At 55.0% G+C, this 22,575-nt stretch carries 22 protein-coding genes and 1 tRNA gene; 15 read left to right on the forward strand and 8 right to left on the reverse strand.

What is annotated here, in order from left to right:
• The first annotated feature begins 50 nt into the window (after positions 1–50).
• From STH12_RS01625 to STH12_RS01635, 3 genes are all read left to right on the forward strand, one after another.
• On the forward strand, positions 51–1,778 hold the full coding sequence (locus tag STH12_RS01625; protein WP_418856600.1) for a flotillin family protein: 1,728 nt from the start codon (positions 51–53) through the stop codon (positions 1,776–1,778).
• Positions 1,779–1,981: 203 nt separating this feature from the next.
• Complete coding sequence (locus STH12_RS01630) at positions 1,982–2,542, forward strand: DJ-1/PfpI family protein (protein ID WP_126165942.1); 561 nt, start codon at positions 1,982–1,984, stop codon at positions 2,540–2,542.
• Positions 2,543–2,589: 47 nt separating this feature from the next.
• Positions 2,590–2,907, forward strand: coding sequence for a ribbon-helix-helix domain-containing protein (locus tag STH12_RS01635; RefSeq protein WP_126165943.1), 318 nt, complete (start codon positions 2,590–2,592; stop codon positions 2,905–2,907).
• A gap of 90 nt (positions 2,908–2,997) precedes the next feature.
• On the opposite strand, the gene STH12_RS01640 is transcribed toward STH12_RS01635, so the two are convergent.
• From STH12_RS01640 to STH12_RS01655, 4 genes are all read right to left on the reverse strand, one after another.
• Positions 2,998–3,717 carry a transporter substrate-binding domain-containing protein gene (locus tag STH12_RS01640; protein ID WP_237158841.1) on the reverse strand — a complete coding sequence of 240 codons (720 nt, stop codon included), beginning with the start codon at positions 3,715–3,717 and terminating at the stop codon, positions 2,998–3,000.
• A 79-nt stretch (positions 3,718–3,796) separates the two neighbouring features.
• The gene (locus STH12_RS01645; protein ID WP_126165945.1) at positions 3,797–4,432 is read right to left on the reverse strand and encodes a DUF2913 family protein; all 636 of its coding nucleotides are present in this window, start codon (positions 4,430–4,432) and stop codon (positions 3,797–3,799) included.
• A 105-nt stretch (positions 4,433–4,537) separates the two neighbouring features.
• Complete coding sequence (locus STH12_RS01650; RefSeq protein ID WP_164551276.1) at positions 4,538–5,125, reverse strand: peroxiredoxin-like family protein; 588 nt, start codon at positions 5,123–5,125, stop codon at positions 4,538–4,540.
• A 246-nt stretch (positions 5,126–5,371) separates the two neighbouring features.
• Entirely contained in the window at positions 5,372–6,670 is a 1,299-nt protein-coding gene (locus tag STH12_RS01655) for a DEAD/DEAH box helicase (protein WP_126165947.1), read from the reverse strand.
• Between the two features lie 271 nt (positions 6,671–6,941).
• On the opposite strand from STH12_RS01655, the gene STH12_RS01660 reads away from it, so the two are divergent.
• From STH12_RS01660 to STH12_RS01710, 11 genes are all read left to right on the forward strand, one after another.
• A complete protein-coding gene (locus STH12_RS01660; RefSeq protein ID WP_126165948.1) occupies positions 6,942–8,171 on the forward strand; it encodes an EAL domain-containing response regulator in 1,230 nt (409 codons plus the stop codon).
• A 151-nt stretch (positions 8,172–8,322) separates the two neighbouring features.
• On the forward strand, positions 8,323–9,276 hold the full coding sequence (locus STH12_RS01665) for a YbgA family protein (RefSeq protein WP_126165949.1): 954 nt from the start codon (positions 8,323–8,325) through the stop codon (positions 9,274–9,276).
• A gap of 27 nt (positions 9,277–9,303) precedes the next feature.
• Entirely contained in the window at positions 9,304–10,734 is a 1,431-nt protein-coding gene (phrB, locus tag STH12_RS01670; RefSeq protein ID WP_126165950.1) for a deoxyribodipyrimidine photo-lyase, read from the forward strand.
• Between the two features lie 3 nt (positions 10,735–10,737).
• A complete protein-coding gene (locus tag STH12_RS01675; protein WP_126165951.1) occupies positions 10,738–11,238 on the forward strand; it encodes a nuclear transport factor 2 family protein in 501 nt (166 codons plus the stop codon).
• Positions 11,238–11,999, forward strand: a complete 762-nt coding sequence (locus tag STH12_RS01680; protein WP_126165952.1) for an SDR family NAD(P)-dependent oxidoreductase — start codon at positions 11,238–11,240, stop codon at positions 11,997–11,999. Before STH12_RS01675 ends, STH12_RS01680 begins: the two co-directional genes overlap by 1 nt.
• Positions 12,000–12,065: 66 nt before the next feature.
• Entirely contained in the window at positions 12,066–13,328 is a 1,263-nt protein-coding gene (locus tag STH12_RS01685; protein ID WP_126165953.1) for an NAD(P)/FAD-dependent oxidoreductase, read from the forward strand.
• On the forward strand, positions 13,325–14,116 hold the full coding sequence (locus STH12_RS01690) for a DUF1365 domain-containing protein (RefSeq protein WP_126165954.1): 792 nt from the start codon (positions 13,325–13,327) through the stop codon (positions 14,114–14,116). Before STH12_RS01685 ends, STH12_RS01690 begins: the two co-directional genes overlap by 4 nt.
• Positions 14,117–14,118: 2 nt before the next feature.
• On the forward strand, positions 14,119–15,348 hold the full coding sequence (locus STH12_RS01695) for an SAM-dependent methyltransferase (protein WP_126165955.1): 1,230 nt from the start codon (positions 14,119–14,121) through the stop codon (positions 15,346–15,348).
• Positions 15,349–15,366: 18 nt separating this feature from the next.
• Positions 15,367–15,876, forward strand: a complete 510-nt coding sequence (locus tag STH12_RS01700; RefSeq protein WP_126165956.1) for a DUF2878 domain-containing protein — start codon at positions 15,367–15,369, stop codon at positions 15,874–15,876.
• Positions 15,867–16,433, forward strand: coding sequence for a chalcone isomerase family protein (locus tag STH12_RS01705; RefSeq protein ID WP_126165957.1), 567 nt, complete (start codon positions 15,867–15,869; stop codon positions 16,431–16,433). The genes STH12_RS01700 and STH12_RS01705 overlap by 10 nt, the downstream gene beginning before the upstream one ends.
• Entirely contained in the window at positions 16,421–16,942 is a 522-nt protein-coding gene (locus STH12_RS01710; RefSeq protein ID WP_126165958.1) for a DUF3833 domain-containing protein, read from the forward strand. The genes STH12_RS01705 and STH12_RS01710 overlap by 13 nt, the downstream gene beginning before the upstream one ends.
• 143 nt (positions 16,943–17,085) lie before the next feature.
• Here STH12_RS01710 and STH12_RS01715 read toward each other — a convergent pair whose 3' ends face one another.
• Complete coding sequence (locus tag STH12_RS01715) at positions 17,086–17,814, reverse strand: DUF4097 family beta strand repeat-containing protein (RefSeq protein ID WP_126165959.1); 729 nt, start codon at positions 17,812–17,814, stop codon at positions 17,086–17,088.
• A 262-nt stretch (positions 17,815–18,076) separates the two neighbouring features.
• Between STH12_RS01715 and STH12_RS01720 the strand changes: the two genes are divergently transcribed.
• Positions 18,077–18,415 (forward strand): FKBP-type peptidyl-prolyl cis-trans isomerase, encoded by a 339-nt coding sequence (locus tag STH12_RS01720; RefSeq protein ID WP_126165960.1) that lies wholly within the window; start codon positions 18,077–18,079, stop codon positions 18,413–18,415.
• A 171-nt stretch (positions 18,416–18,586) separates the two neighbouring features.
• On the opposite strand, the gene STH12_RS01725 is transcribed toward STH12_RS01720, so the two are convergent.
• From STH12_RS01725 to dnaG, 3 genes are all read right to left on the reverse strand, one after another.
• A tRNA-Ile gene (locus STH12_RS01725) sits at positions 18,587–18,663 on the reverse strand.
• Between the two features lie 187 nt (positions 18,664–18,850).
• Positions 18,851–20,704 carry an RNA polymerase sigma factor RpoD gene (gene rpoD, locus STH12_RS01730; protein WP_126165961.1) on the reverse strand — a complete coding sequence of 618 codons (1,854 nt, stop codon included), beginning with the start codon at positions 20,702–20,704 and terminating at the stop codon, positions 18,851–18,853.
• 126 nt (positions 20,705–20,830) lie between these two features.
• Entirely contained in the window at positions 20,831–22,561 is a 1,731-nt protein-coding gene (gene dnaG / locus STH12_RS01735) for a DNA primase (protein ID WP_126165962.1), read from the reverse strand.
• Between the last annotated feature and the right edge of the window lie 14 nt (positions 22,562–22,575).

The following is a 22,575-nucleotide window of genomic DNA, read 5'->3' on the forward strand; positions in this document are numbered from 1 at the left end:
AAGGAAGCTACATGGAAAACACTCAATATTTTGCCGACAGTGGCACCTTCATGTTCGTGATGGCCGGTGTGGCTGTGCTCGGACTGCTGGTCATCGGGCTGATTTTTGCCAAGCTCTATCGCCGTGCCACCAAAGAAACCGCCTTTGTGCGGACCGGCTTTGGTGGTGAGAAGGTGGTCAAGGATGGCGGCGCCATAGTGCTGCCGGTGCTGCATGAAACCATCCACGTGAATATGAATACCCTTCGCATTGAAGTGGAAAAGACCCAGAAAGATGCGCTTATCACCAAAGACCGCATGCGGGTGGATGTGAAAGCGGACTTCTACCTGCGGGTGGCGCCCCATGCCGAGGGCATTTCCATGGCGGCGCAAACCCTGGGTACCCGTACTACCCGGGTAGAAGAGCTGAAAAAGCTGATGGAATCCAAGTTTGTTGACGTGCTGCGTGCCGTGGCCGCTGAAATGACCATGACCGAGATGCATGAGCAGCGCGCTGACTTTGTGCAGCGGGTGCAAAACAACGTGGCCAACGACCTTGAGAAAAACGGTTTGGAGCTGGAGTCGGTTTCCCTGACCGGTTTTGACCAGACTGAACTTGATTTCTTCAATGAAAATAATGCGTTCGACGCTGAAGGTCGTGCGCGTCTGGCCAAAATCATCGAAGAAAAGCGTAAAGAAACCAACGATATTCAGCAGGAAAACCGCATCAAGATCGAGATGAGAAACCTCGAGGCGGAAAAAGAGTCGCTGGAAATCAAGAAGTCGGAAGAAGAGGCCAAGCTGGTTCAGCAGCAGGCGCTGGAATTCAAGCGCGCCGAGCAGAAGGCGGAAATTATCAAGCAGCGGGAGCAGAAGGCCCGTGAAGAGCGCGAAGCGGAAATCGCCAAAGAACGTGCGGTAGAAGCGGCCGAGATTGAAAAGACCCGCGAAATCGAAACCCGCGAAATTGAAAAGCGCAAAACCATCGAGCAGGCGCGTATTCAACAGCAGCGCGACATCGAAGTCTCAGAGCAGGAAAAACAAATCGCGGTAGCCGCCAAGTCGGAAGAAGAGTCCGCCGCCCGTGCCCGCGCCGCCGAAGCTGAAAAGCTGAAAGTGGAAAAAGAAGAAGCGGTTATTACTGTGCGTCAGGTGGCCGAGGCCAACCGTCGCAAAGAAATCGAAGTGATTGACGCCCGTAAAGAAGCTGAGCGTGAGGCCGTGGGCGTTACTGTTCAGGCCGAAGCGGAAAAGCGCGCTGCAGAAGACCGCTCGTCTGCCATCCTCACCGAAGCCCGTGCCAATGCCGATGCCAAGAAGCTCAAGGCCGAGGCCGATGAGAAGGTGTATGCGGTGGAAGCGGCCGGTAAGCAGGCTCTGTACGAAGCCGAAAACGTGCTGCGTGACGAACAGATAGAGCTGCAAAAGTCGCTTGCGATTCTGCGTGCCCTGCCGGAAATTGTGGCTAATGCGGTTAAGCCTCTGGAAAACATTGAAGGGATTAAGATTTTGCAGGGTTATGGTGCAAATGGTGCCACTTTGGCTAACGGCGAAGGCGCTGCCAATGGCGGCATTGCCGAGCAGGTGACTCAGGCGGCACTGAACTATCGTGCCAATGCCCCTGTGGTGGATGCCATGCTGCGTGAACTCGGGCTGGTGGACAAAGACAAAGGCGGCCTGAATGATTTGCTCACCGGCAACAATGTCCTGACCACCCAGGCAATGCAGGTGGTAGAACAGGCGAAGGTGCATCTCAACGGGTACCAGGCAGAGGTGAAGCTCGACGAGCCGCGCGATTAAACATACACGGATTAAACCCGCACGGATTAAACCCGCACGGATTTAAACTCAAAGCAAAAAGCGCCTGTGGGCGCTTTTTTTATGATGGCTTGCCCTTGGCCTTGGCTTAATTGTCGCCGTAGTAGTGGGCTGTTACCCGCCAACAGGTGGCTTGCGTATCTTGGGTGGGTAACCCAGTCCAATTGAAGCTTCGGGAGTGAACTATGGCCAGAGTACTGATTATTGCCGGTGATTTTGTGGAAGATTACGAGCTGATGGTGCCGTTTCAGGCGCTGCAGGCCATGGGGCATGAAGTGATTGCCGTGTGTCCCGACAAACTCGCCGGCGAGACCATTAAAACCGCCATCCACGACTTTGAAGGCGACCAGACCTACACAGAGAAGCCTGGCCACAACTTTACCCTCAATGGCAGTTTTGCCGCTATCAAGGGTGAAGATTTTGATGCCCTGCTGATCCCCGGTGGCCGCGCCCCGGAATATCTGCGTCTGAACAGCGCCGTTGTCGAGCTGGTACGTCATTTCGACAAGGCTGCCAAACCGCTGGCTGCCATTTGCCATGGCGCTCAACTGCTGTGCACTGCCAACGTGATCCGGGGCAAAAAGGTATCGGCGTATCCAGCCTGTGGCCCGGAGGTCAGCTTCGCTGGCGGCGAGTATTGCGATATTGCGGTCACGGATGCCATTACCGATGGTCACTTGGTGACGGCGCCTGCGTGGCCGGCTCACCCCGAGTGGCTGAAACAGTTCAACGCACAGCTGAAATAAGCTCCCGGCCTGTGCTAACGTGGCTACAGGCTTAAGGGAGATAAGTGATGTGTGAAATCTATTCCGGCGCGGAGCCTGAACTGTTTGAGCTCAGGACCCGCTCAATCCGTATCGATGGGGTGGTTACCAGCATCCGGCTGGAAGCTATTTTCTGGCAGTTAATTGAAGAGATTGCCGAGGATGCGGACATCAGTGTGGCCGTATTCCTGACCCGCATTTACCGCGAGGTAATCGCCCGGGAAGGCAAGGTGAATAACTTTGCCTCACTGCTGCGGGTGGCCTGTACCACCTGGCTCAATCAGGGCAAGCGCCTGGTGCTGAGGCAGTCGCAGCCGGATTACAGCGAACTTGAACTCCATGACTGAAAAGCCCGGCATTGGTGCCGGGCTTTTTGCTCAATAGCTATCCTGTTTATTCGTCCAAGAATGCACTCATATTAGGCAAACGATATCACCTCAGTTGCTGTGCTCGCTGGTCTCCAAAGTATGGGTGTACTTGTCTATCAGCCCATCTATGGTGCCGTCAGCCTTCAGCGCGGCAATGGCGTTGTTAATGGCGGGCAGCAATTCGGCGCGCTCCTTTCGTAAGCGAAACACCAGATCGCCGGTGGAATGCTCGGCGGCCAGGGCAATCGGCAGCCCTAACTTGGCCGACCAGTAGAGCGCGGTGTAATCGCCACTGATGGCAGCCTGGATCCGCCCCCTGTGCAAGGCCTTGATAAGCTCCTGCTCCGACTTGAAATCCGCCCGGATAAAGTCGCCATCATCATGGTACAGATACCCCATTACGGTACCGATTTCCTTGTCTTTGATATTGGCAATGTCCATCCAGCGGCTCTGGTGTTTGGGCAGGGTGATAATGCGCTCTGTGATGGTCATTATTGGGTCTGATTTTACAAACAGTGGCCCAAAATCTCCCTGTTCGAACCAGCTGGGGCTGACAATATCGAAATCCAGCGTGCCTTTATCCAGCGCCTGGTTGGTTCGGTTGGGGGGCAGGGGAATGTTTTGCCCCTGAATGTGGGCATGGGCCAACAGCTTGGGCAATAACTCGGAGATAAGCCCCGGGCTCTCGGGGTTATTGGGAATGTAATAAGGGTACCAGCTGCTTGAGCCGGAGACGCTGTATTTCAAAATGGGATGAACAGGACTATTTGCAAACGCGAACACCGGCATCAGCAGAATGCAGAGTAACAAAATGCGATTCATCCACAAGGCTCCTGTCAGAAGTACTGTATCCGACTCTACGCCTTTGTTAATGATTTGTCAGCAGTGCCAGTGAGGGAAGCTCGTTGCCCGGATACAGCCGGTATGCCTTGTGATGTTTAATCAAAGAGGCTTTTTTATCGCCCAAAGTCAGCATCAACCCATGTTCAAACGCGAGCCTGGCGAGCGCCTGTTCGTCACAGCGAACGTAAAGGGTAATGGGTTTGATAAGTTCGCCAGCGTGAATGTTGGCTTCAAACTCATCGGCACAGACAATCATGGAGGACTGGCCATCGGCATCGAGTTTAAGTTTGGTTTTAATCGGGGTGTCGCTGTAGACGATAAAGTCCTGCTCGCGGGCGGCATCCAGCATAGTTGCAAGCGCGCTGCCCAGGGCAGTTGGCGATTGCATCAGCGCTGTGTACTGGCTGCGAATGCGCTCCAGGAGTGAAGTAAGGTTGGCACCGGCGCCCTGGCTTCGACCCTGGCGTACCCACTGGGTGAGATCGTCGGCGATACATTTGGCGTAGCGTCTGTCTTTCAGGGCCTGTGCCATCCAACTGCAGAGAAAATGGCTCTGCTGAGCGGCGGTGGCATGGCTGCTGCCGGCGCTGGAGGCGGCGAGGGCATCCAGGGCATCGCTGGCCATACTGAGCAGGGTTTGGTTATAACCGGGAGTCGACATAGGCGTATCCAAATTGAAAAGGCGGCCTATTTTAGGAACAGCGACTCCCGGCTGTAAAGCGGCTATTGCACTTAGCCGCGCCGCAGCAGCGGGCGGCGGGTGGGGTTACTGAAGCGCCAGCTCGGCGGCGGTCAAAATGAGTTTGGGCGCAGGGCGTACGCGGAAGTTGGGGTTCACGTACTGAAAGTGGATAAGGCCGTCTTTATCGGCGATATACACCGCAGGAACCGGCAGCACCAAACGCTCATCCCCCTGCGGGGTTTTGAACAGTGGGTTTTCAAGCTTCATACGGCTCAGATAGGTTTGGGTGGTTTTCTCGCTGGTGAAAAACGCCAGACCAAAGGCCTTGGCCGCTTCCATATTGGCATCTGACAACAGCAGGTAGTCGAGCTTGCGCTCGCCCGCTGAGGCGGCAAGTTTCTCAGGGCTGTCGGGGCTTATTCCCACCAGTTGATAGCCAAGTTCAATCAGCTTGGGCTCGATTTCTTTCAGCTGTCCGAGCTGATTATTACAAAATGGGCACCAGCCGCCGCGATAGAAAAAGAACACCGTGGGCTTGCTCTCGGTGAGGGCTTTGAGGCTGACGGTCTTGCCCTTGCTGTCGCTGAGGCGAACGTCGGGAATGGTTTCACCGTTGAGCAGCGGCGAGACGGACACTTCATCGCTGGCGATAGGATTGGCTGAGGCAGGCATCAGCAGGCCGAGTGATAACACACCTGCAAGCAGGCTGGAACTGAGATTGGCCAAAGAGCCAAAGCGGCTTGCCAGACGGCGAAGCGGTTGGGTTAAGGTGCGCATGTAAAAATCCCCTGGGCATGGTTTGTGTTTGCCCAAAAGACCGGCGCTGGCTGGCAAGACTTTCAGCAGACGGGAAAAAAGCCTCAGCGGAAAATAAAAAAGCGGCCCAAGGCCGCTTTTTTATCAAACTGTATCAGGTGGTTATTTAATTTTCTTGTCGCTGCCTTTTGAGCCTACCTTCACCTTCACGCGGCGACCGGCCATGCTCTTTTCGGCGGCAACCTGTGCGATGGCATCGCTCTCAACCCGGGTCTTTTTGGCAAAGCTGCGACGCTTTTGCAGCTGCTTGAGCAGCAAGTCGCGGTTTGATACTTCGTAGCCTGGCATCACGATGCGCTTGAGGCGCTGGCCGATAAGTTTTTCAATATCGGCTAAGGTGCGCTCTTCTTCGCGGCTGACAAAGCTGATTGCAACACCACTCTTTCCTGCGCGGCCGGTACGGCCCACTCGGTGCACATAGTCTTCCGGCAGGAAGGGCAGGTCGTAGTTCACCACGTATTCAAGGTCGGGAATATCCAGACCACGGGCGGCTACTTCGGTGGATACCAATACCCGCAGTTTGCCTTCTTTAAAGTCTTTCAGCGCCCGGCGGCGGGTGCCCTGGGTCTTTTCACTGTGGATCACCGCGGCAGGAATACCGTCAAGATTCAGCTCTTCGGTGAGCTTTTCACAGTCTTCGCGGGTGGCAGAAAACACCAGTACCCGTTGCCAGTTTTTACGGCCAATGAGTTCAGACAGCAGCTCGCGCTTGCGGCGCTGCTCGACCGGATACACCACCTGGCTAACGGTAATGGCAGCCGTGTTGTGGCGATCGGCGGTCAGCACGCTGTGCTTTTTCATGATCTCATCAGCCAGCTTGCGCACGCCGCCAGAGAAGGTGGCTGAGAACATCAGCGTCTGACGCTCTTTATTGGCGGCCTGAATAAGTTTTTGAATATCGGCGATAAAGCCCATGTCGAGCATACGGTCGGCTTCATCCAGCACCAGGTATTCGATGCTCGCCAGTGATAAATTGCCCGCCAGCAGATGCTCAAGCAAACGGCCCGGTGTGGCCACTATGATGTCGGCACCCTTACGCAGTTTTTGCGCCTGGGTATCGGTTTTGCCGCCACCGAACACAGTCACAATCGACAGTTCCAGATAACGGGCATAGGCCTGGATATTTTTGGCGATTTGCTCGGTCAGCTCGCGGGTCGGGGCGAGGATCAGCGCCCGAGCCTTGGTGGCTTCCAGCGGCTTGGGGTTCTCAAACAGCTTTTGCAGAATAGGGAGGGCAAAGGCTGCGGTTTTGCCGGTGCCGGTTTGGGCAGAAGCAAGCACATCCTGGCCACGGCGTACCGGTGGAATAGCGAGTCGCTGAACCGGGGTCATGGTCTCGTAGCCGCATTCGGCAACGGCCTTCAGAATTTCGGGTGCAAAACTGTAAGATTCGAATTTCATGGTCTTTCCTGGGCGTAAACAGACGATTAACAAGGCGTTTTACGTAAATCCCAGCCTTGGTCGGAATATGCCTTTTCACAAAGGGGCGCGAATTATAGCAGATTTTTTGTTCCCGGCTCGCCCTTTTATCAAGCCTGAGTGTTTGACTTGCCAGGGGGCTGAACTAGGCTTTGCTGTATAAGGTACAGCGTACCTGTTCGTGAGTTCGGGTTTCATGGAAGAAACTGTCCACTCCTGTGGCCCGAGAACAAACCTACAGCGGAGCCGCAGCATGTCGTTAAACGTTCTTATCATTGATGATTCCCTCAGTTGTTGCCAACTGCTTGCCAGCTATTTCAACGCACTCAATGTGGATCAGGTGGATTACTGTCACGACGGTGCCCAGGCGCTGGCCAGGTTGTCGGCTCATCGCGATATGTATCAAATTCTGGTTGTTGACCTGCATATGCCGTGCATGGATGGCATAGAACTGCTGGGGAGGCTGGCACGCCAGGGGTTTCGTGGCGGCGTGATTATCGCCTCCGGTATGGAGAGTCGCATTATCGAGGCGGCGTCTCAGGTGGTGATAGGCTCAAGGCTTAGGCTGCTTGGGGCGCTGATGAAGCCTGTGTGTCGCACCCAGCTGCAAATCTGTATCGAGCGGCTGCTGATGATGTCCCCTGAACTCGCCAGTCCGAAACGGCCGATGGAGCTGAGTTCTCTTCGCCAGTCAATTATGCACCGTAAGGTAGTGCCCTATTATCAGCCCCAGGTTGAAATCAGCAGTGGTCGCATTCAGGGCTTTGAGGTGCTGTGCCGCCTGCAACAGGGGGAGCAGCTTAAATTGATGACCCCGGACACCTTTATTGAACTGGCTGAGCAAAACAATTTGCTTAATGCGGTGTCGGAGCAGCTGATCTCCGCTGCTTTGAAAGAGTGGGGCGAGATTGGCCGCCATCCCGACTGCAGCTCAGCCCATATGTCCATTAACCTGACACCTCGGCAGCTAGGGCAGAGCTACTGGCCAACCAGGCTGCTTAGTTACTGCAACAAGTGGGACATGGACATGAACCGGGTAACGGTTGAAATAACCGAAAATCAGGCACTTGATAAACAATCCCAGCACTCGAGTATTTCCCGCTTGCGGCTGCATAATTTCGGTGTAGCCATTGATGATTTCGGTACCGGCTACACCAATTTGTCGCAGCTGTGCCGCTTGCCAATCAGCGAACTCAAGCTGGATATCAGTTTGGTCAGGGGGATCCATATGGATCCGCTGGCGCAGACCATTCTTAAGTCGCTGCTTGATATAGGCAATCAGCTGGGGGTCAGTGTGGTTGCTGAAGGGGTGGAAGATCCCAAAGATTTCGCCTTCCTGGAAGGGATCCCCAATCTTATCGTACAGGGCTATCTGGTGTGCCGCCCCAAACCTTTTGGCGAGCTGATGCGCTGGCTCAATGTGCGCCACAAGGTAGATAGCAGCAACAAGGTGGTTCCCCTGCCAAGCGGGCTGACCCATTAGGCCAGCCTTACTTTTTCAGCCTGGTTTCAGCGGCCAAAAATTGCTCGCCAGGCGCCATTCCCGCGGGGCTTGCCGCGGATGAAAAGCTTTCCCTTCAGTGATCTTTTTTTCCTGCGCTGCGTATTACAACAAAAATGCCGGGAGAGACATCATGCACGCATTCAATCCAGACAAAATTCAGATTGGGATCAGCGCCTGTTTGCTGGGGCAACAGGTGCGCTTTGATGGCGGCCATAAAAATTCCGCCTACTGTCAGCAAGAGCTGAAACAGCATTTTGAGTTCGTGCCTGTTTGCCCCGAAATGGCCATTGGCCTGGGCGCGCCGCGCAAGAGTATCCGTCAGGTGCGGATTGGCAACGAAATCCGGGTTCGCAGTGGCGATGGTACCCTGGATGTCACTGACGCTTTAACCGAATTCAGTGAAAAAAAGAGCGCTGAGCTTGGCTTTTTGGGCGGCTTTTTGTTTTGTAGCAAATCGCCTTCCTGCGGGATGGAGCGGGTAACCGTTTACAAAGCAGATGGCACCGGCGGCTCCAAAGAAGGCACCGGGGTATTTGCCCGCGCGCTGATGAACCGCTTCCCCCACTTGCCGGTGGAAGAAGAAGGGCGGCTGCATGACATGGTCATTCGCGAGAACTTCTTCACCCGGGTTTACGCCTTCCATGACTGGCACTGCATGCGCTTAAAGGGCCTAAGCCGTAAGGCGCTGACCGACTTCCATGCCCGTTACAAGTATCTGCTGCTGTCACACAGCCCGGCGATTTATCGCACCCTTGGCCCCTTGCTGGCCGGTGAGGGTGAGCTTGATGCCGTGGCTGATGCTTACTTCGACGGCTTTATGACAGCGCTGGAGCACAAGGCGAGCCGCCGCAACCACACCAGCGCACTGCAGCATATTCAGGGATACTTCAAAAAATTCCTCTCAGGCAGCCAGAAGGCCGAGTTGACCGAAGCGATACTTGCCTACCGTCAGGGACTGCAACCGCTGTTGGTACCCATTACCCTTATCCGCCATTACCTGCGGGAACACCCCAATGACTACATCGCGGCGCAGGTGTATTTGAATCCGCACCCGGATTCTCTGCGTTTGCGATATGCTTACTGACAAGATACTGAAAAACGGAAAAAAAGAATGAATACACTTGTCTGGTTCAGACAGGATTTGCGCACCCTGGATAACCAGGCGCTGACCTTGGCGTGCGAGGACGCCAAGGCACGTGGCGGCAAGGTTTATGCGCTCTTTATTGCCAGCCCAGGGCAGTGGCAACAACATGATATGGGGCAGCGTCAGCAGCGTTTTTTGCTGGCAAACCTTAATGTACTTGGCGAGGCGCTTGCCAGACTGGGTATTGAGCTGTCCTTGCTGAAGGTGGATTTCTTTAACCAAACCGCGGCGGCGCTGAAGACATTCTGCAAGGCCAATGGCATTTCGACTATTTTTGCCGGGGCACAAATCGAGATTGATGAGCGTCGGCGCGATCAGGCGTTGCTGGACAAAGGTTTTCCGCTGCAACTGACCGATGAGCACTGTATGCTGCCGCCAGGCAGTGTAGTCACCCAGGGACAACGGGGGGAGGGCGGCGCCATGTATCGGGTGTTTACGCCCTTCGCCCGCCGCTGGCGTGACATCGCCGCTTCTCGCCCATTGTGGCCTATCCCAGCTCCCGCGCCGGTTGCCGAGCCGGTAGCGTTTTCCCCATTTGCGTTTTGGGGCAACGACGCCGATGCTGACCCGGCGCTCGATAACTGGCTCGCTGGCGAGGAAGCCGCCCTTGAAAAACTGTCCCGCTTTCGAGAGCTTGCCATGGCCCGCTATGGTGAGCAGCGTGATTTTCCTGCCATCGACGGTACCAGCAGCCTGTCGCCTTATCTGGCGCTTGGAGTGATTTCGCCGCGTCAATGTTTGGCTGCGCTGCTGCAAGACTTTCCAGATGTGTTTGTAAACGAAGCCTCGCCAGGTCGCACCTGGCTTAATGAGCTGGTGTGGCGCGAGTTCTACCGTCATTTGCTGGTGGCCTTTCCTGGGCTCAGCATGGCGAAGAATTTCAATCCGCTTGGCGATGGCATTCGCTGGCGAAACGATGAAACTGAGTTTGAAGCATGGAAAAACGGCTGCACCGGTTACCCGCTGGTGGATGCTGCCATGAGGCAACTCAATCAAACCGGCTGGATGCACAATCGCCTGCGGATGGTGGTAGCCAGCTTCCTCACCAAGCATTTGCTTATCGATTGGCGCTGGGGTGAGCGCTACTTCCGCGAACAGCTTATCGATGGCTGCCTTGCTGCAAACAACGGCGGTTGGCAGTGGGCTGCCGGCACAGGTTGTGATGCCCAGCCCTACTTTCGCATCTTTAACCCTATGAGTCAGTCGGAAAAATTTGATCCCGACGCTCGCTTTATCCGTAAGTACTTACCAGAAATTGCGCAGTGGCCTACCAAGTCGCTGCATCAGGCAAGTGGCCCTGGTTTGTTTGATACCAGTGGTTACCCGGCGCCAATCGTTGAGCATGCCAGTGCCCGTAAACGGGCGCTGGAAGTGATGGCCGTGATGAAGAAGGGCTAGGGAATGAATGCAGGTGTGCACAATCCAGTTGATAGCAGTGCGTTTGATAAGCGTCAGCAGACGAGCGACATGAGTGTGCCCCTGTCGGCGCCAATCGAAAAGCTTATCGGCCTTTATCAAAAACTCGGTGCAAACAACCTCGAACTGCTTGATGAGGTTTACGGCGCTGAGGTGATTTTTTGTGACCCTATGCACCGCGTTGAGGGGATTGCTGCGCTGAAAGCCTACTTTGCCAATCTGTACCAAAACCTTGGCAGTATCGACTTTGAGTTTCATCGGGTGATGGATGATGGCAGGCACGCCATGTTGGTGTGGACCATGACGTTCACCTACCCAAGGCTTGCCGCTGGCAAGCCCATCAGCGTTGAAGGGGTAAGCCAGATTGACTACAGCGACAAGGTGGACTTCCACCGCGACTATTTCGATGTGGGCGCCATGCTGTACGAACATATTCCCGGGCTCGGCGCCTTGGTGCGGCTGGTTAAACGCAGGGCGGGCAAGTGATGACAACACTCTGTGGTCGGGTGCTGATTACCGGGGCAAGCTCCGGCATAGGGCAGGCTTTGGCGCTTGAATACCTTAAATCCGGCTGGCAGGTCATTGCCTGCGGCCGTGACAAGGCCCGTCTCGACGCCATGCTGAGCGCACATCCGCGCTATGCCAGCCAGCTGTCCTGTCTAACTTTTAATGTCTGTGACCGGCTTGCCTGCCTTGAGACCGCTTCGGCGCTCGATGGCGAGCTTGATCTGGTCATTCTCAATGCCGGTAGCTGCGAGTATATCGATAATCCCAGGGCCTTCGACGGCAAGCTCTTCGCAAGGGTTATTGAAACCAATCTAGTTTCAGTCGGTTTCTGTCTGGAAGCCTTTTTACCGCTAGTGGCTGCCAAAGGCAGGGTTGCACTGATGGGTTCCAGTGCAGCGCTGCTGCCACTGCCCCGCGCCGAAGCCTATGGAGCCTCCAAGGCAGCACTGGCGTATCTGGCCAGTACCTTGCGGCTGCATCTGGCGCAAACTGGCGTGGGCGTGTCCCTGATTGAGCCTGGGTTTGTGCGCACGCCGCTCACCGATAAAAACGATTTCCCGATGCCTGGGCGGATTGAGGTTGAAGACGCGGCGCGCCGTATCGTCAGCGCACTCTCAAACGGGAAAGACCGGATCCAGTTTCCACGCAGACTGCTGTGGCCGATGCGGCTGCTGGCCCTGCTGCCAGATGCCCTCTGGGGGCTGATTGCCAAAGGCAGTCTCAGTCGCCAGTCGGCCTGAAATAGGCCTTGGCGTGATATCCGATGTGGCCCATTTGGGCGTTAGTATTCAACACTGGAAGATAAGATGAAAAGAATTGCCGTTATCGGCTCGGGAATATCCGGCCTCACCACTGCCCATTTGCTTTCAGGCCAGCATGAGGTGAGTCTGTTTGAGGCCAATGATTACCTCGGCGGACACACGGCCACCGTAGATGTGAGCGTCGATGGCAAAGATTACGCGATAGATACCGGCTTTATCGTCTTTAACGACCGCACCTACCCCAACTTTTTGAAGCTCCTGTCGCGGCTTGCCGTGAGTCCTATGCCCACCGAAATGAGCTTCTCGGTGCAAAACCTGGACAGCGGCCTTGAATATAACGGCCATACTCTGGCAACCCTGTTTGCCCAAAAACGCAATCTGCTCAATCCCCGGTTTTGGGGGTTCCTGAGTGAAATCATCAAATTCAATAAGCTTGGCAAGGCTTGCATTGAAACCGATCAATTCCCCTGCAACACCCTGGGAGAGTTTCTGGCACAAGAGCAGTTTTCCGAATTTTTCGCCCGCCACTACATATTGCCCATGGGCGCGGCCATTTGGTCATCGAGCCTGGATGATATGGCGGCGTTCGAGCTTAAGTTCTTCCTGCGTTTTTTCCACCATCACGGCCTGCTGAATGTCAGCGATCGCCCCCAATGGTATGTGCTTCAGGGCGGCTCACGCAGCTATATTCCGGCGCTGGTGGCGCCCTTTGCCGAGCGCATACATCTCTCAACCCCCATCACGGCGGTAAAACGCCACGAAGATGGGGTGGCGATTGAGATAAATGGTCAGGACTGGCTCGACTTCGATGAGTTGGTTCTGGCCTGTCACAGCGATCAGGCGCTCAGGTTGCTCACCGATGCCACCGAGGCCGAGCGCGATGTGCTCGGGGCCTTGCCCTACAGACGCAACGAGGTGGTGCTGCACACCGATACAAGGCTGTTGCCAACGCGCAGGGCTGCCTGGGCCAGTTGGAATTATCGCCTCGATGAAGACAATCAGCGTCCGGCGGCCGTGACTTACCACATGAATACCCTGCAGCGACTGCCAGCAGGTTCACCGGACTTTATGGTCACCCTGAACCAGACCGACGCCATCGCCAAAGACAAAATTCTGCGCCAGTTCAACTACGCCCACCCGGTGTTTTCCTCGGCCGCTATGGCCGCACAGGCGCGCAGAGCGGATATCTGCGGCAAGCATCACACCCATTTCGCCGGTGCCTATTGGTACAACGGCTTCCATGAAGATGGTGTAAGAAGCGCGCTGGATGTGTGCCAGCGCTTTGGTGTCAGCCTGGAGAGCGCATGAACAGTGGCATCTTTTTTGGCCATGTGAGTCATCAGCGGCTGGGGGAGGTGCGCCACAGCTTCAGTTACCCCATGGCCATGTTGGTGATGGATTTGGATGAGCTGCCACGGCTGGCAAACCTGAGTGGCGTATTTGGTCTGTCGTGGTTTCGGCCGCTGCGATTTCGCGCTGAAGACTACCTGATTGCGAATGGCCCTGCTGAGTCAGGTCGCAAGCAAACAGACCCGGAGCAAGCCGTGCAGGCGTTAAAAGGGCGGGTGCTCGATAAGGCCCGTGAGCTTGGCGCTGCGGGTGAGCTGAACCGGGTGGTGTTTGCCGGTCAGGTGCGTCATTTCGGCTTTTATTTCAGCCCGGTGAATTTCTTTTTTGTTTGTGATGGCAATAAGCAGCGCTACCTGCTGGCGGAAGTGAGCAATACCCCCTGGAATGAGCGCCACTGCTATCTGGTTGATATCAACGAAGCCCATGACAAGGGCCAGGCGCTGAACGACAAGGTATTTCATGTCTCGCCCTTTATGACCCTGGATATGCGCTATCGCTGGCAGGTCGAGGTCAATAACGAACGCTTTCACCTTCAAATAGATACCGAGCGTGAAGGTGGCGAGCGGCTGTTTCGCGCCGGTTTGCAGCTGCGCGGTCAGGCTTTTGATAAGGCCGGCCTAAAAAGCTTTTTTAAACGTTTTCCGATTCTTACAGCTTATATCCTGTATGGCATTTATCGGCAGGCGCTGAGCCTGTTTCGAAAAGGTGTGACTTTTGTGGCCCACCCCGGGCCGGTGGAGAAATAACCATGGACAATACCGCAGTTGCCAATAAGAGCACTTCATCGACTCTGGAATCTATGGCTCAGCGTATCCTGCTGACCGCGCTTAAAGGCTTATCATACGGTGGCCTTCGACTGATTTGTGATGGCGAAACCCTGGTGTTTGGCAGCCATGAGGGGCCTCAGGCGGTGATCCATGTGAAGTCGCCCCGATTCTTCCGCGAAGTGCTGCTGTCAGGCTCCGTTGGGGCGGGGGAGTCCTTTATCGACGGCCACTGGGACAGCCCGGATTTGACAGAGGTCGTGCGTCTCTTTGCCGCCAATCTGCCCTTGCTGGACCGACTGGAGAAGCGCTTTGCCTTCCTCTCAGGAGTCACCAACCGGATCAGTCATCTGCTTAGCCGCAACAGTATTGAAGGCTCAAAGCGCAATATTCTGGCGCACTACGATTTGGGCAATGCGTTGTACGAGTGCTTCCTCGATAAGTCGATGCTGTACTCGTCTGCCATCTATCCCGACGTCAACGCGACCTTGGAGGCGGCGCAGCAACACAAGCTTGCCACCATCTGTGAGCGCCTGAAGCTGGAGCCGGGCATGGAGCTTCTGGAGATTGGTACCGGCTGGGGTGCACTGGCTATTTACGCGGCCAGCCATTACGGGGTGAAGGTGACCACCACGACCATCTCGGATGCGCAGCACGACTATGCTCAGGCACGAATTCGTGCGGCCGGGCTCGAAGGTCAAATCACGCTGCTTAAAAAAGACTATCGGTTGCTGGAGGGTAAATACGACCGTCTGGTTTCCATCGAGATGATTGAAGCTGTGGGTCACGAATACCTGCCGGGGTTCTTCAGCAAACTTGAAAGCCTGCTCAAAGACAACGGTTTGATGCTGCTCCAGGCCATTACCATCGCCGACCAAAGGTACGATAGTTACCGAAAAGGCTGTGATTTTATTCAAAAATACATCTTCCCGGGGGGCTGCTTGCCCTCGGTCAGCCGGATGGCAAACCTGCTGGCACAGCGCACCGACATGGTGATGTTGAGCCTGGATGATATTGGTGAGGATTACGCCCGCACCCTCAAGCACTGGCACGAGAACGTCGACCGTGAGTTGCCGCAAATTCGCAGCCTGGGCTACGATGAACGCTTCATTCGCTTGTGGAAATTCTACCTGAGTTACTGCGAAGGCGGCTTCTGGGAACGTACCACCAGTGCGGTGCATCTGGTGGCGGCAAGACTTGGCTGGCGCCCTTAAAAATCAAAGGAGCCCCCTATGACCCGGCAATGGTTTTTGCTTGTCAGTGCAGCCATTTACACCGCCGCATGGTGGCTTGCGGTGCTGTGGCGCGGCGAGGGGCTCATTTGGCTGTGTGTATTACTTCTGGTGCATTTTGCCCTGAGCCCAACACGGCTTAAGGACTTCCAGTTGCTGCCACTGGCGCTGATTGGCATGACCATGGACACCCTGCTGATGTACTCGGGCCTGTTCCAATTCAGCGCCATGCCGGTTTGGCTGATGCTGCTGTGGCTGCACTTCCTGCTGGCGATGGGGCATTGTCTTGCCTGGCTTGGCAATCAGCCCCTGTGGGTGCAGGCGTTTGCCGGTGTCGTGGGCGGTGCGGGCAGTTACATAGCCGGAGCCGAGCTTGGCGCCGTGGTTCTGCCCCTTGGCAACCTGCTCACCTTTTTGCTTTTGGCGCCCCTCTGGGCAGCCGTCATCCCCGGCTTCTTTTGGCTGCAGCAGCGACTGCCAGGCAATGGAGACTACGCATCATGGCGATAACCTCGGCCGTCAAGGCCATCAGAACCCCCTCAAGGTCCAAGCTGCTGATAGCGCTAATGATGATAACGCTCAGTGCCTTTGCGGCTACGGCTGGCAGCGCTTCAGGTCCCCTCGATGGCATGAGCCGGGTGGGCAAAGGCAAGATGAACTGGCTTTGGCTTGAGCTCTACCATGCCAGTCTCTATACCGTGGATGGCCGCTATCAGATTGGCCGCTATCCCCAGGCGCTTGAGATTCAATACTCGCGGGACATCAAAGCCAAAGACCTGCTCGATGCCACCGGCAGTGAGTGGCAAAAGCAGGGGGTTCCTGATGCTCAGGTTCAGGCCTATCTGGCGAAACTTGCGCCTTTGTGGGTGGATGTGCAGCGCGGCGATACCCTGCTTTTGGTGGCGAACAATGAAAGCCAGGGCGAGTTTTTCCATAACGGCCAATCCCTTGGCAGCGTGAACGACACAGGCTTGATGCAGGCCTTTTTGGGGATTTGGCTTAGAGATGACACCAGCGAGCCCAGCCTCAGGGCACAGCTTTTGGGAGAATCCTCATGCGACTGCTAGCGTTACTTTTGAGTGCAACCCTGCTTTTGGGCTGCGAGAGCGCTGACATCGACGATTACCGCGGCGTAAATAACGAGCTGAAGCTGGATAAATTTTTCGTGGGAGAGCTCGATGCCCATGGGATGGTGCAGGATATCAGTGGCAAGGTCACCCGCCGCTTTGTGGTCACCATGCAGGGGCGACTCGAAGACAATCGCATCATACTCGAAGAAGACTTTGTGTTTGATGATGGCGAAAAGCAGCGCCGGGTATGGCAACTCGAACCACAGGGCGGTGGCCGCTGGCTTGGTCGTGCCGATGATATTTTAGGTGTCGCAGAGGGGCAGCTCGAAGGCTTTGCCCTGCGCTGGCGCTACGATATGCGTCTTACCGTGGATGGCAGCGAAGTTGAGGTAGCTTTTGACGACTGGCTCTATCTGATAGATGAAAACACCCTGCTTAACAAAAGCGATATCAATAAGTTTGGCATCACCGTTGGCCAGGTGACCCTGGTTATTCGCAAGCGTTAATGGTTACTCCAAACACTGGTCAAGCAACCATGGCCGCCACGGCGAGAACAACAATGGCCTAAGCCTACGGCGAAAGGGTGGGCCGAAACGGCCAAGGCAAGCCCTGGACCGCTTCAGCGCCGGGAAGGTGGGGTCAGCGTGGGTTAGGGAAGGGTGACGCCTTCGCGAATGTTCTTGCTGGTGACCTGGCCTGAGCCAGTTGAATGCAGCAGCAGACGGCCTGCGTCATTCACCTCGATGTCGCCGGAGCCATCGGTGATTTCAACCTGTTCCTGCACCTGGCTTACTTCAATATCGCCAGAGCCATCTTTGATACTGACATTGCCCTGAATATCAGATACCTGCATATCGCCGCTGCCATCGGTGATTTTTACATCTCCCTGAGTCTGGCTAAGCCAGATGCCGCCTGAGCCGTCGTTGATGGTGACTCTGTTACCGCCCTGGATCCGCAGGTCGCCTGAGCCATCGGTGAGCTTGATATCGCCGTCAAGGCCGCTGATTTCAATATCGCCGGAGCCATCGGTGAGCGACAGATTAAAGCTGGCAGGTACTTTTAGTGTGAGGTCGATGTAGGGCGACCTGCCAAACTTCGAGACTGAATCTGGGAACTTGGCCACCAAATAGGCTGTATCGCCACGCTTTTCCAGCGTCAACTCCGGGGCCTTGTCGGTGGGGTTGTAAACCATGGCCACAACTTCAATGCTGCTTGAGTCTGCCGAGGTTTCCAGGACAAATTTACCGGCGCCGGTGCTGGCATTCAGGGTTGAAAGCCCGGATGTTGGTAGCGTGAGTTCACGGCGCTCTTCATCGGCAGTTGCCAGAGCTGAAGACATGGCCAGTGAGAGGGCGATAACGGAGAGGCTGAGTTTCATGGTGAATTCCTTGTTCTTAATGTGTTGTCACTGTGTGGGATATTAGTTAGCACAGGCTGTGCCAAGTTTTATGTGTGTGATTTAAAAGGCTAATTTATTTAAGTGGTTAGCGGCACTGGATAGCGGACACTAAAATCTGGCCGATTTCACCATTTGTGGACACTAAAAACTGTCCGCAGTGTCCGGCTGTGTCCGCTGTCTCCGCTTCAGTTAAGGGACTGTGGTAAACTCAGGCCTTTACAGGCAAACGAGTGGATAGAGCATGTCTGAACTTGTGATTGAAGATGTGGTAGAAGGCGAAGGCAAGGCCGCGGTAAAAGGCGCGCTTATTACCACCCATTATCGGGGCTGGCTAGCCGATGGCACCGAGTTTGATTCGTCCCATAAACGTGGTCAGGGATTTCAGTGTGTGATTGGTACTGGCAGGGTAATAAAGGGCTGGGATCAGGGAATTATCGGCATGAAGGTTGGCGGTAAGCGCCGCTTACAGGTGCCGGCGCACCTGGCCTATGGCGAGCGCCAGATTGGCAATATGATCCCGCCTAATTCAGATCTGACCTTCGAGATTGAATTGTTGGAAGTGCTGACCCGGGATGATTAAAAGGCCTACCGGCCTGTGGCGGGCGTAGGATTGGCGCTATGATCCCCCTCAAACTCAGATCTGAGCTTCGAGATTGAATTGCTGGAAGTGCTGACCCGGGACGATTAACGTCGACCGCGAAAAACAGAAACAAAAAAGCCCATGATGACATGGGCTTTTTTGTTTTGAATTTGGTGGCCCCTCACAGACTTGAACTGTGGACCTAACGATTATGAGTCGTGTGCTCTAACCAACTGAGCTAAGGGGCCTTGCTGATTTGCCGGGGGCTTTACCCCAAGCGGTTTGCAGTATACGAAGTTTGCCAGGGCTTGTCACGGGGCAATTGGAGCAAAATTCCAGCTTGATGTTCAATTGGTTAATGGGTAATCAGCCTCGGTTGTTGCCCGGAAATAACAAAGCCACCCGAAGGTGGCTTTGTGTGACTTTCGCTGACTATCAATCGTCGAGGAACGACTTGAGGATCTCAGAGCGGCTTGGGTGGCGCAGCTTGCGCAGGGCCTTGGCTTCAATCTGACGGATACGCTCACGGGTTACGTCGAACTGCTTACCCACTTCCTCGAGGGTGTGGTCAGTGTTCATGTCGATACCGAAACGCATACGCAGTACCTTGGCTTCACGGGCGGTCAGGCCTGCCAGCACTTCGTGGGTGGCTTGCTTGAGGCTCTCGCTGGTGGCGCTGTCCAGTGGCAACTCGAGGGTGGTATCCTCGATGAAATCCCCCAGATGCGAATCTTCATCGTCACCGATTGGGGTTTCCATGGAGATAGGCTCTTTGGCGATTTTCAGTACCTTGCGGATCTTGTCCTCAGGCATGGCCATGCGCTCAGCCAGTTCTTCAGGGGATGGCTCGCGGCCCATTTCCTGCAGCATCTGACGGCTGATGCGGTTCAGCTTGTTGATGGTCTCAATCATGTGTACCGGAATACGGATGGTACGGGCCTGATCCGCGATAGAGCGGGTGATGGCCTGACGGATCCACCAGGTCGCATAGGTCGAGAACTTGTAACCACGACGGTATTCAAACTTGTCCACCGCCTTCATCAGGCCGATGTTACCTTCCTGGATAAGGTCGAGGAACTGCAGGCCACGGTTGGTGTATTTCTTGGCGATAGAAATTACCAGACGCAGGTTGGCCTCAACCATTTCCTTCTTGGCACGGCGAGCCTTGGCTTCACCGATGCTCATGCGGCGGTTGATGTCTTTGATGGCTTCAATAGACAAACCGGTTTCCACTTCAATGGCTTCCAGCTTGCTGCGACAGCGCTGCACGTCGTCTTCAACCAGTTTCAGATCGGCTGAGTATGGACGACCGGCTTCAATTTCTTTGTGGAACCAGGTCAGATCGGTTTCGTTACCAGTGAAGAGCTTGACGAAGTTCTTCTTCGGCATCTTGGCCTGTTCAACACACAGCTTCATGATCAGACGTTCCTGAACACGAACCTTGTCCATCATTTCGCGCATGCTCTTGACCAGACGGTCAAACTGCTTGGGCACCAGACGGAATTCTTTGAAGATCTCACCCAGCTCGAACAGGGCTACGGTGGATTCAGGATGAGCACGGCCTTTGACTTCGATGATTTTCAGGGCGTTGTCGTAGGCGATACGCAGGGCAGCAAAGCGCTCACGGGCGACTTCAGGGTCTGGACCCTTGGCACCGTCGTCGTCGCTGCTGTCGCCATCTTCGTCTTCGTCTTCTTCTTCGTCCATATCGTCTTCATCTTCCAGCTCTTCTTCTGAAAGTTCGGAACCGATATGGGTCGCAGTGGGGCCTACGTCTTCTTCGTTGGGATCAACGAAACCAGAGATGATGTCAGACAGACGGATCGCGTCGGCTTCGAACTGGTCGAATTGCTCGAGGATCATGGCGATAGCCTGTGGGTATTCGGCCACAGAGCTCTGAACTGTGTTGATGCCTTCTTCGATGCGCTTGGCGATAACGATTTCGCCTTCGCGGGTCAGCAGTTCAACAGTACCCATTTCACGCATGTACATACGCACTGGGTCTGTGGTGCGGCCAAGCTCGCTTTCTACTGTGGCAAGTGCCGCAGCAGCTTCTTCGGCTGCATCTTCGTCGGTGTTGTCCTCGGACATCATCATGTCATCGGCATCCGGCGCTTCTTCAAATACGCGGATACCCATGTCATTGATCATCTGGATAATATCTTCGATCTGGTCTGAATCGACCATATCTGCAGGCAAGTGATCGTTCACTTCTGCATAGGTTAAGTAACCTTGCTCTTTACCTTTGGCGAGCAACATTTTGAGTTGCGACTGCGGAGTATGATCCATAGATATCATCCAATTTGGGTAAGTGTTACAACGATGGCGATTGCGGTGGAGCCACAAAGTCGCGCAAATCGTCAATTATAGCCATCTGCCTATGCCTGTGCCAGAGGGGCAGGGCGGTTTTTTGCCCTAGTTCATGCCCTTCATCACGACGATAAGCTTTTGGAGTTGCAGCTTTTCTTCCCGGGTGAGGTCGGGCTTGATGCTGAGCTCCTGGTAGCGCTGCTCAATATATTGATTATTGAGCCATATCAGCGCTTTGCGAAATTCCTGTGCCACATTATCTTCGGCTATCTGGTGTTCCCACTGGGCCAGCTTGGTTAGGGGGCTCCAGTGCTCGGTTTCCCGATAGTGTTCCAACAGCTGCGCTGTGGTCAGCGCCTTGTCCCGGGTCAGTTCGAGCAGCTCTATCAAGAGCCCAATTCCAGTCATACGGATATGGGCCAGTGCAGGTTGCACTGCCAGACCATGACCCAGCTCGGGGCTTTGTACCAACAGGGCAATCGCCAGACGCAGCGGTGTGCCGCGTCCTTTGAGTCCCTTTTGGGCCATCACCTTTGCCCCGCCGGTTTGACCGCCAATGCCGAGCTTTTTCTTTAAATCCTCACTGCTGTTCATACCCAATTTGTGGGCAAGGTTTTCAAGCAGCAGATTCGTCAGCACCGGGTCTTTAATTTTTTCAATCAGGGCAATGGCCTGCTTGGCCAGATTGCCTTTGTCGGTACCGTATTTCTGCGACAGGGTCTCAAACAGATATTCGGCCAGCGACTGTGCGTTTTGAACGCGAACTTCGAAGGCGTCTTTGCCTTCCTTGCGGACTTGCGAGTCCGGATCTTCTCCCTGGGGGAGGAACATAAATTTTACGTTGTCACCGGGTTTAAGCAGTGGCAGGGCTGTTTCCATGGCCCGCCAGGCAGCTTCAGATCCGGCTCTGTCGCCGTCGTAACAGCAAATAACTTCTTTGGCACTGCGCAGCAGCAGTTGGAACTGTTCGGCGGTGGTGGATGTTCCCAGCGACGCCACGGCATAGTCGATGCCGTATTGTGCCAGTGCCACCACGTCCATGTAGCCTTCCACAATCATCACCCGCTCGGGGTCGCGATGCCTTTGCTTCAGCTCATAGAGACCGTAGAGTTCCTGCCCCTTATGAAATATGGGCGTTTCCGGCGAATTCAAATATTTTGGTGTGCCGTCACCCAGCACTCGGCCGCCGAAGCCGATGACCCGCCCGCGCCGGTCGCGGATCGGGAACATTAAGCGATCGCGGAAACGATCGTAACGCTTGCCACCGTCATTCTCGATAAGCATGCCGGCGGTGAGCAGTTTGTCCTGAGCATCCTGGCTCTGGCGGTAACGGCCGAGCAAACCGTCCCAGCCATCGGGCGCAAAGCCGATGCCGAAATCTTCGATAACCTCTTTGGACAGACCGCGAAATGCCAGATAGTCTTCCACCTTCTGCTTGTCGGCATGTTGGCGAAGCTGTGTCTGGTAGTATCGGGCCGCTTCTTCCATCAACTGGTATAAATCGCGGGCCAGTCCTTCATCCCGGCGCGGGCCTGTGCCCTGTTCCCGGGGGACTTCCAGCCCCAGCTGACCAGCCAGGTCCTCAATGGCGTCGACAAAGTTCAGCCGGTCGTACTCCATTACGAAGTCGATGGCATTGCCGTGGGCGCCACAGCCAAAACAGTGATAAAACTGCTTATCTCTGCTGACAGTAAATGAGGGTGATTTTTCGCTGTGGAAGGGACAACAGGCAGAATAGTTCTTACCTGCTTTTTTGAGCGGCACTTTACGGTCGATAAGCTCGACTATGTCCGTTCTGGCTATCAGATCATTGATGAAATCACGAGGTATGGCCACGTTGCTTGCTTCAA

The sequence above is a fragment of the Shewanella khirikhana genome (assembly GCF_003957745.1).
GTDB lineage: Bacteria > Pseudomonadota > Gammaproteobacteria > Enterobacterales > Shewanellaceae > Shewanella > Shewanella khirikhana.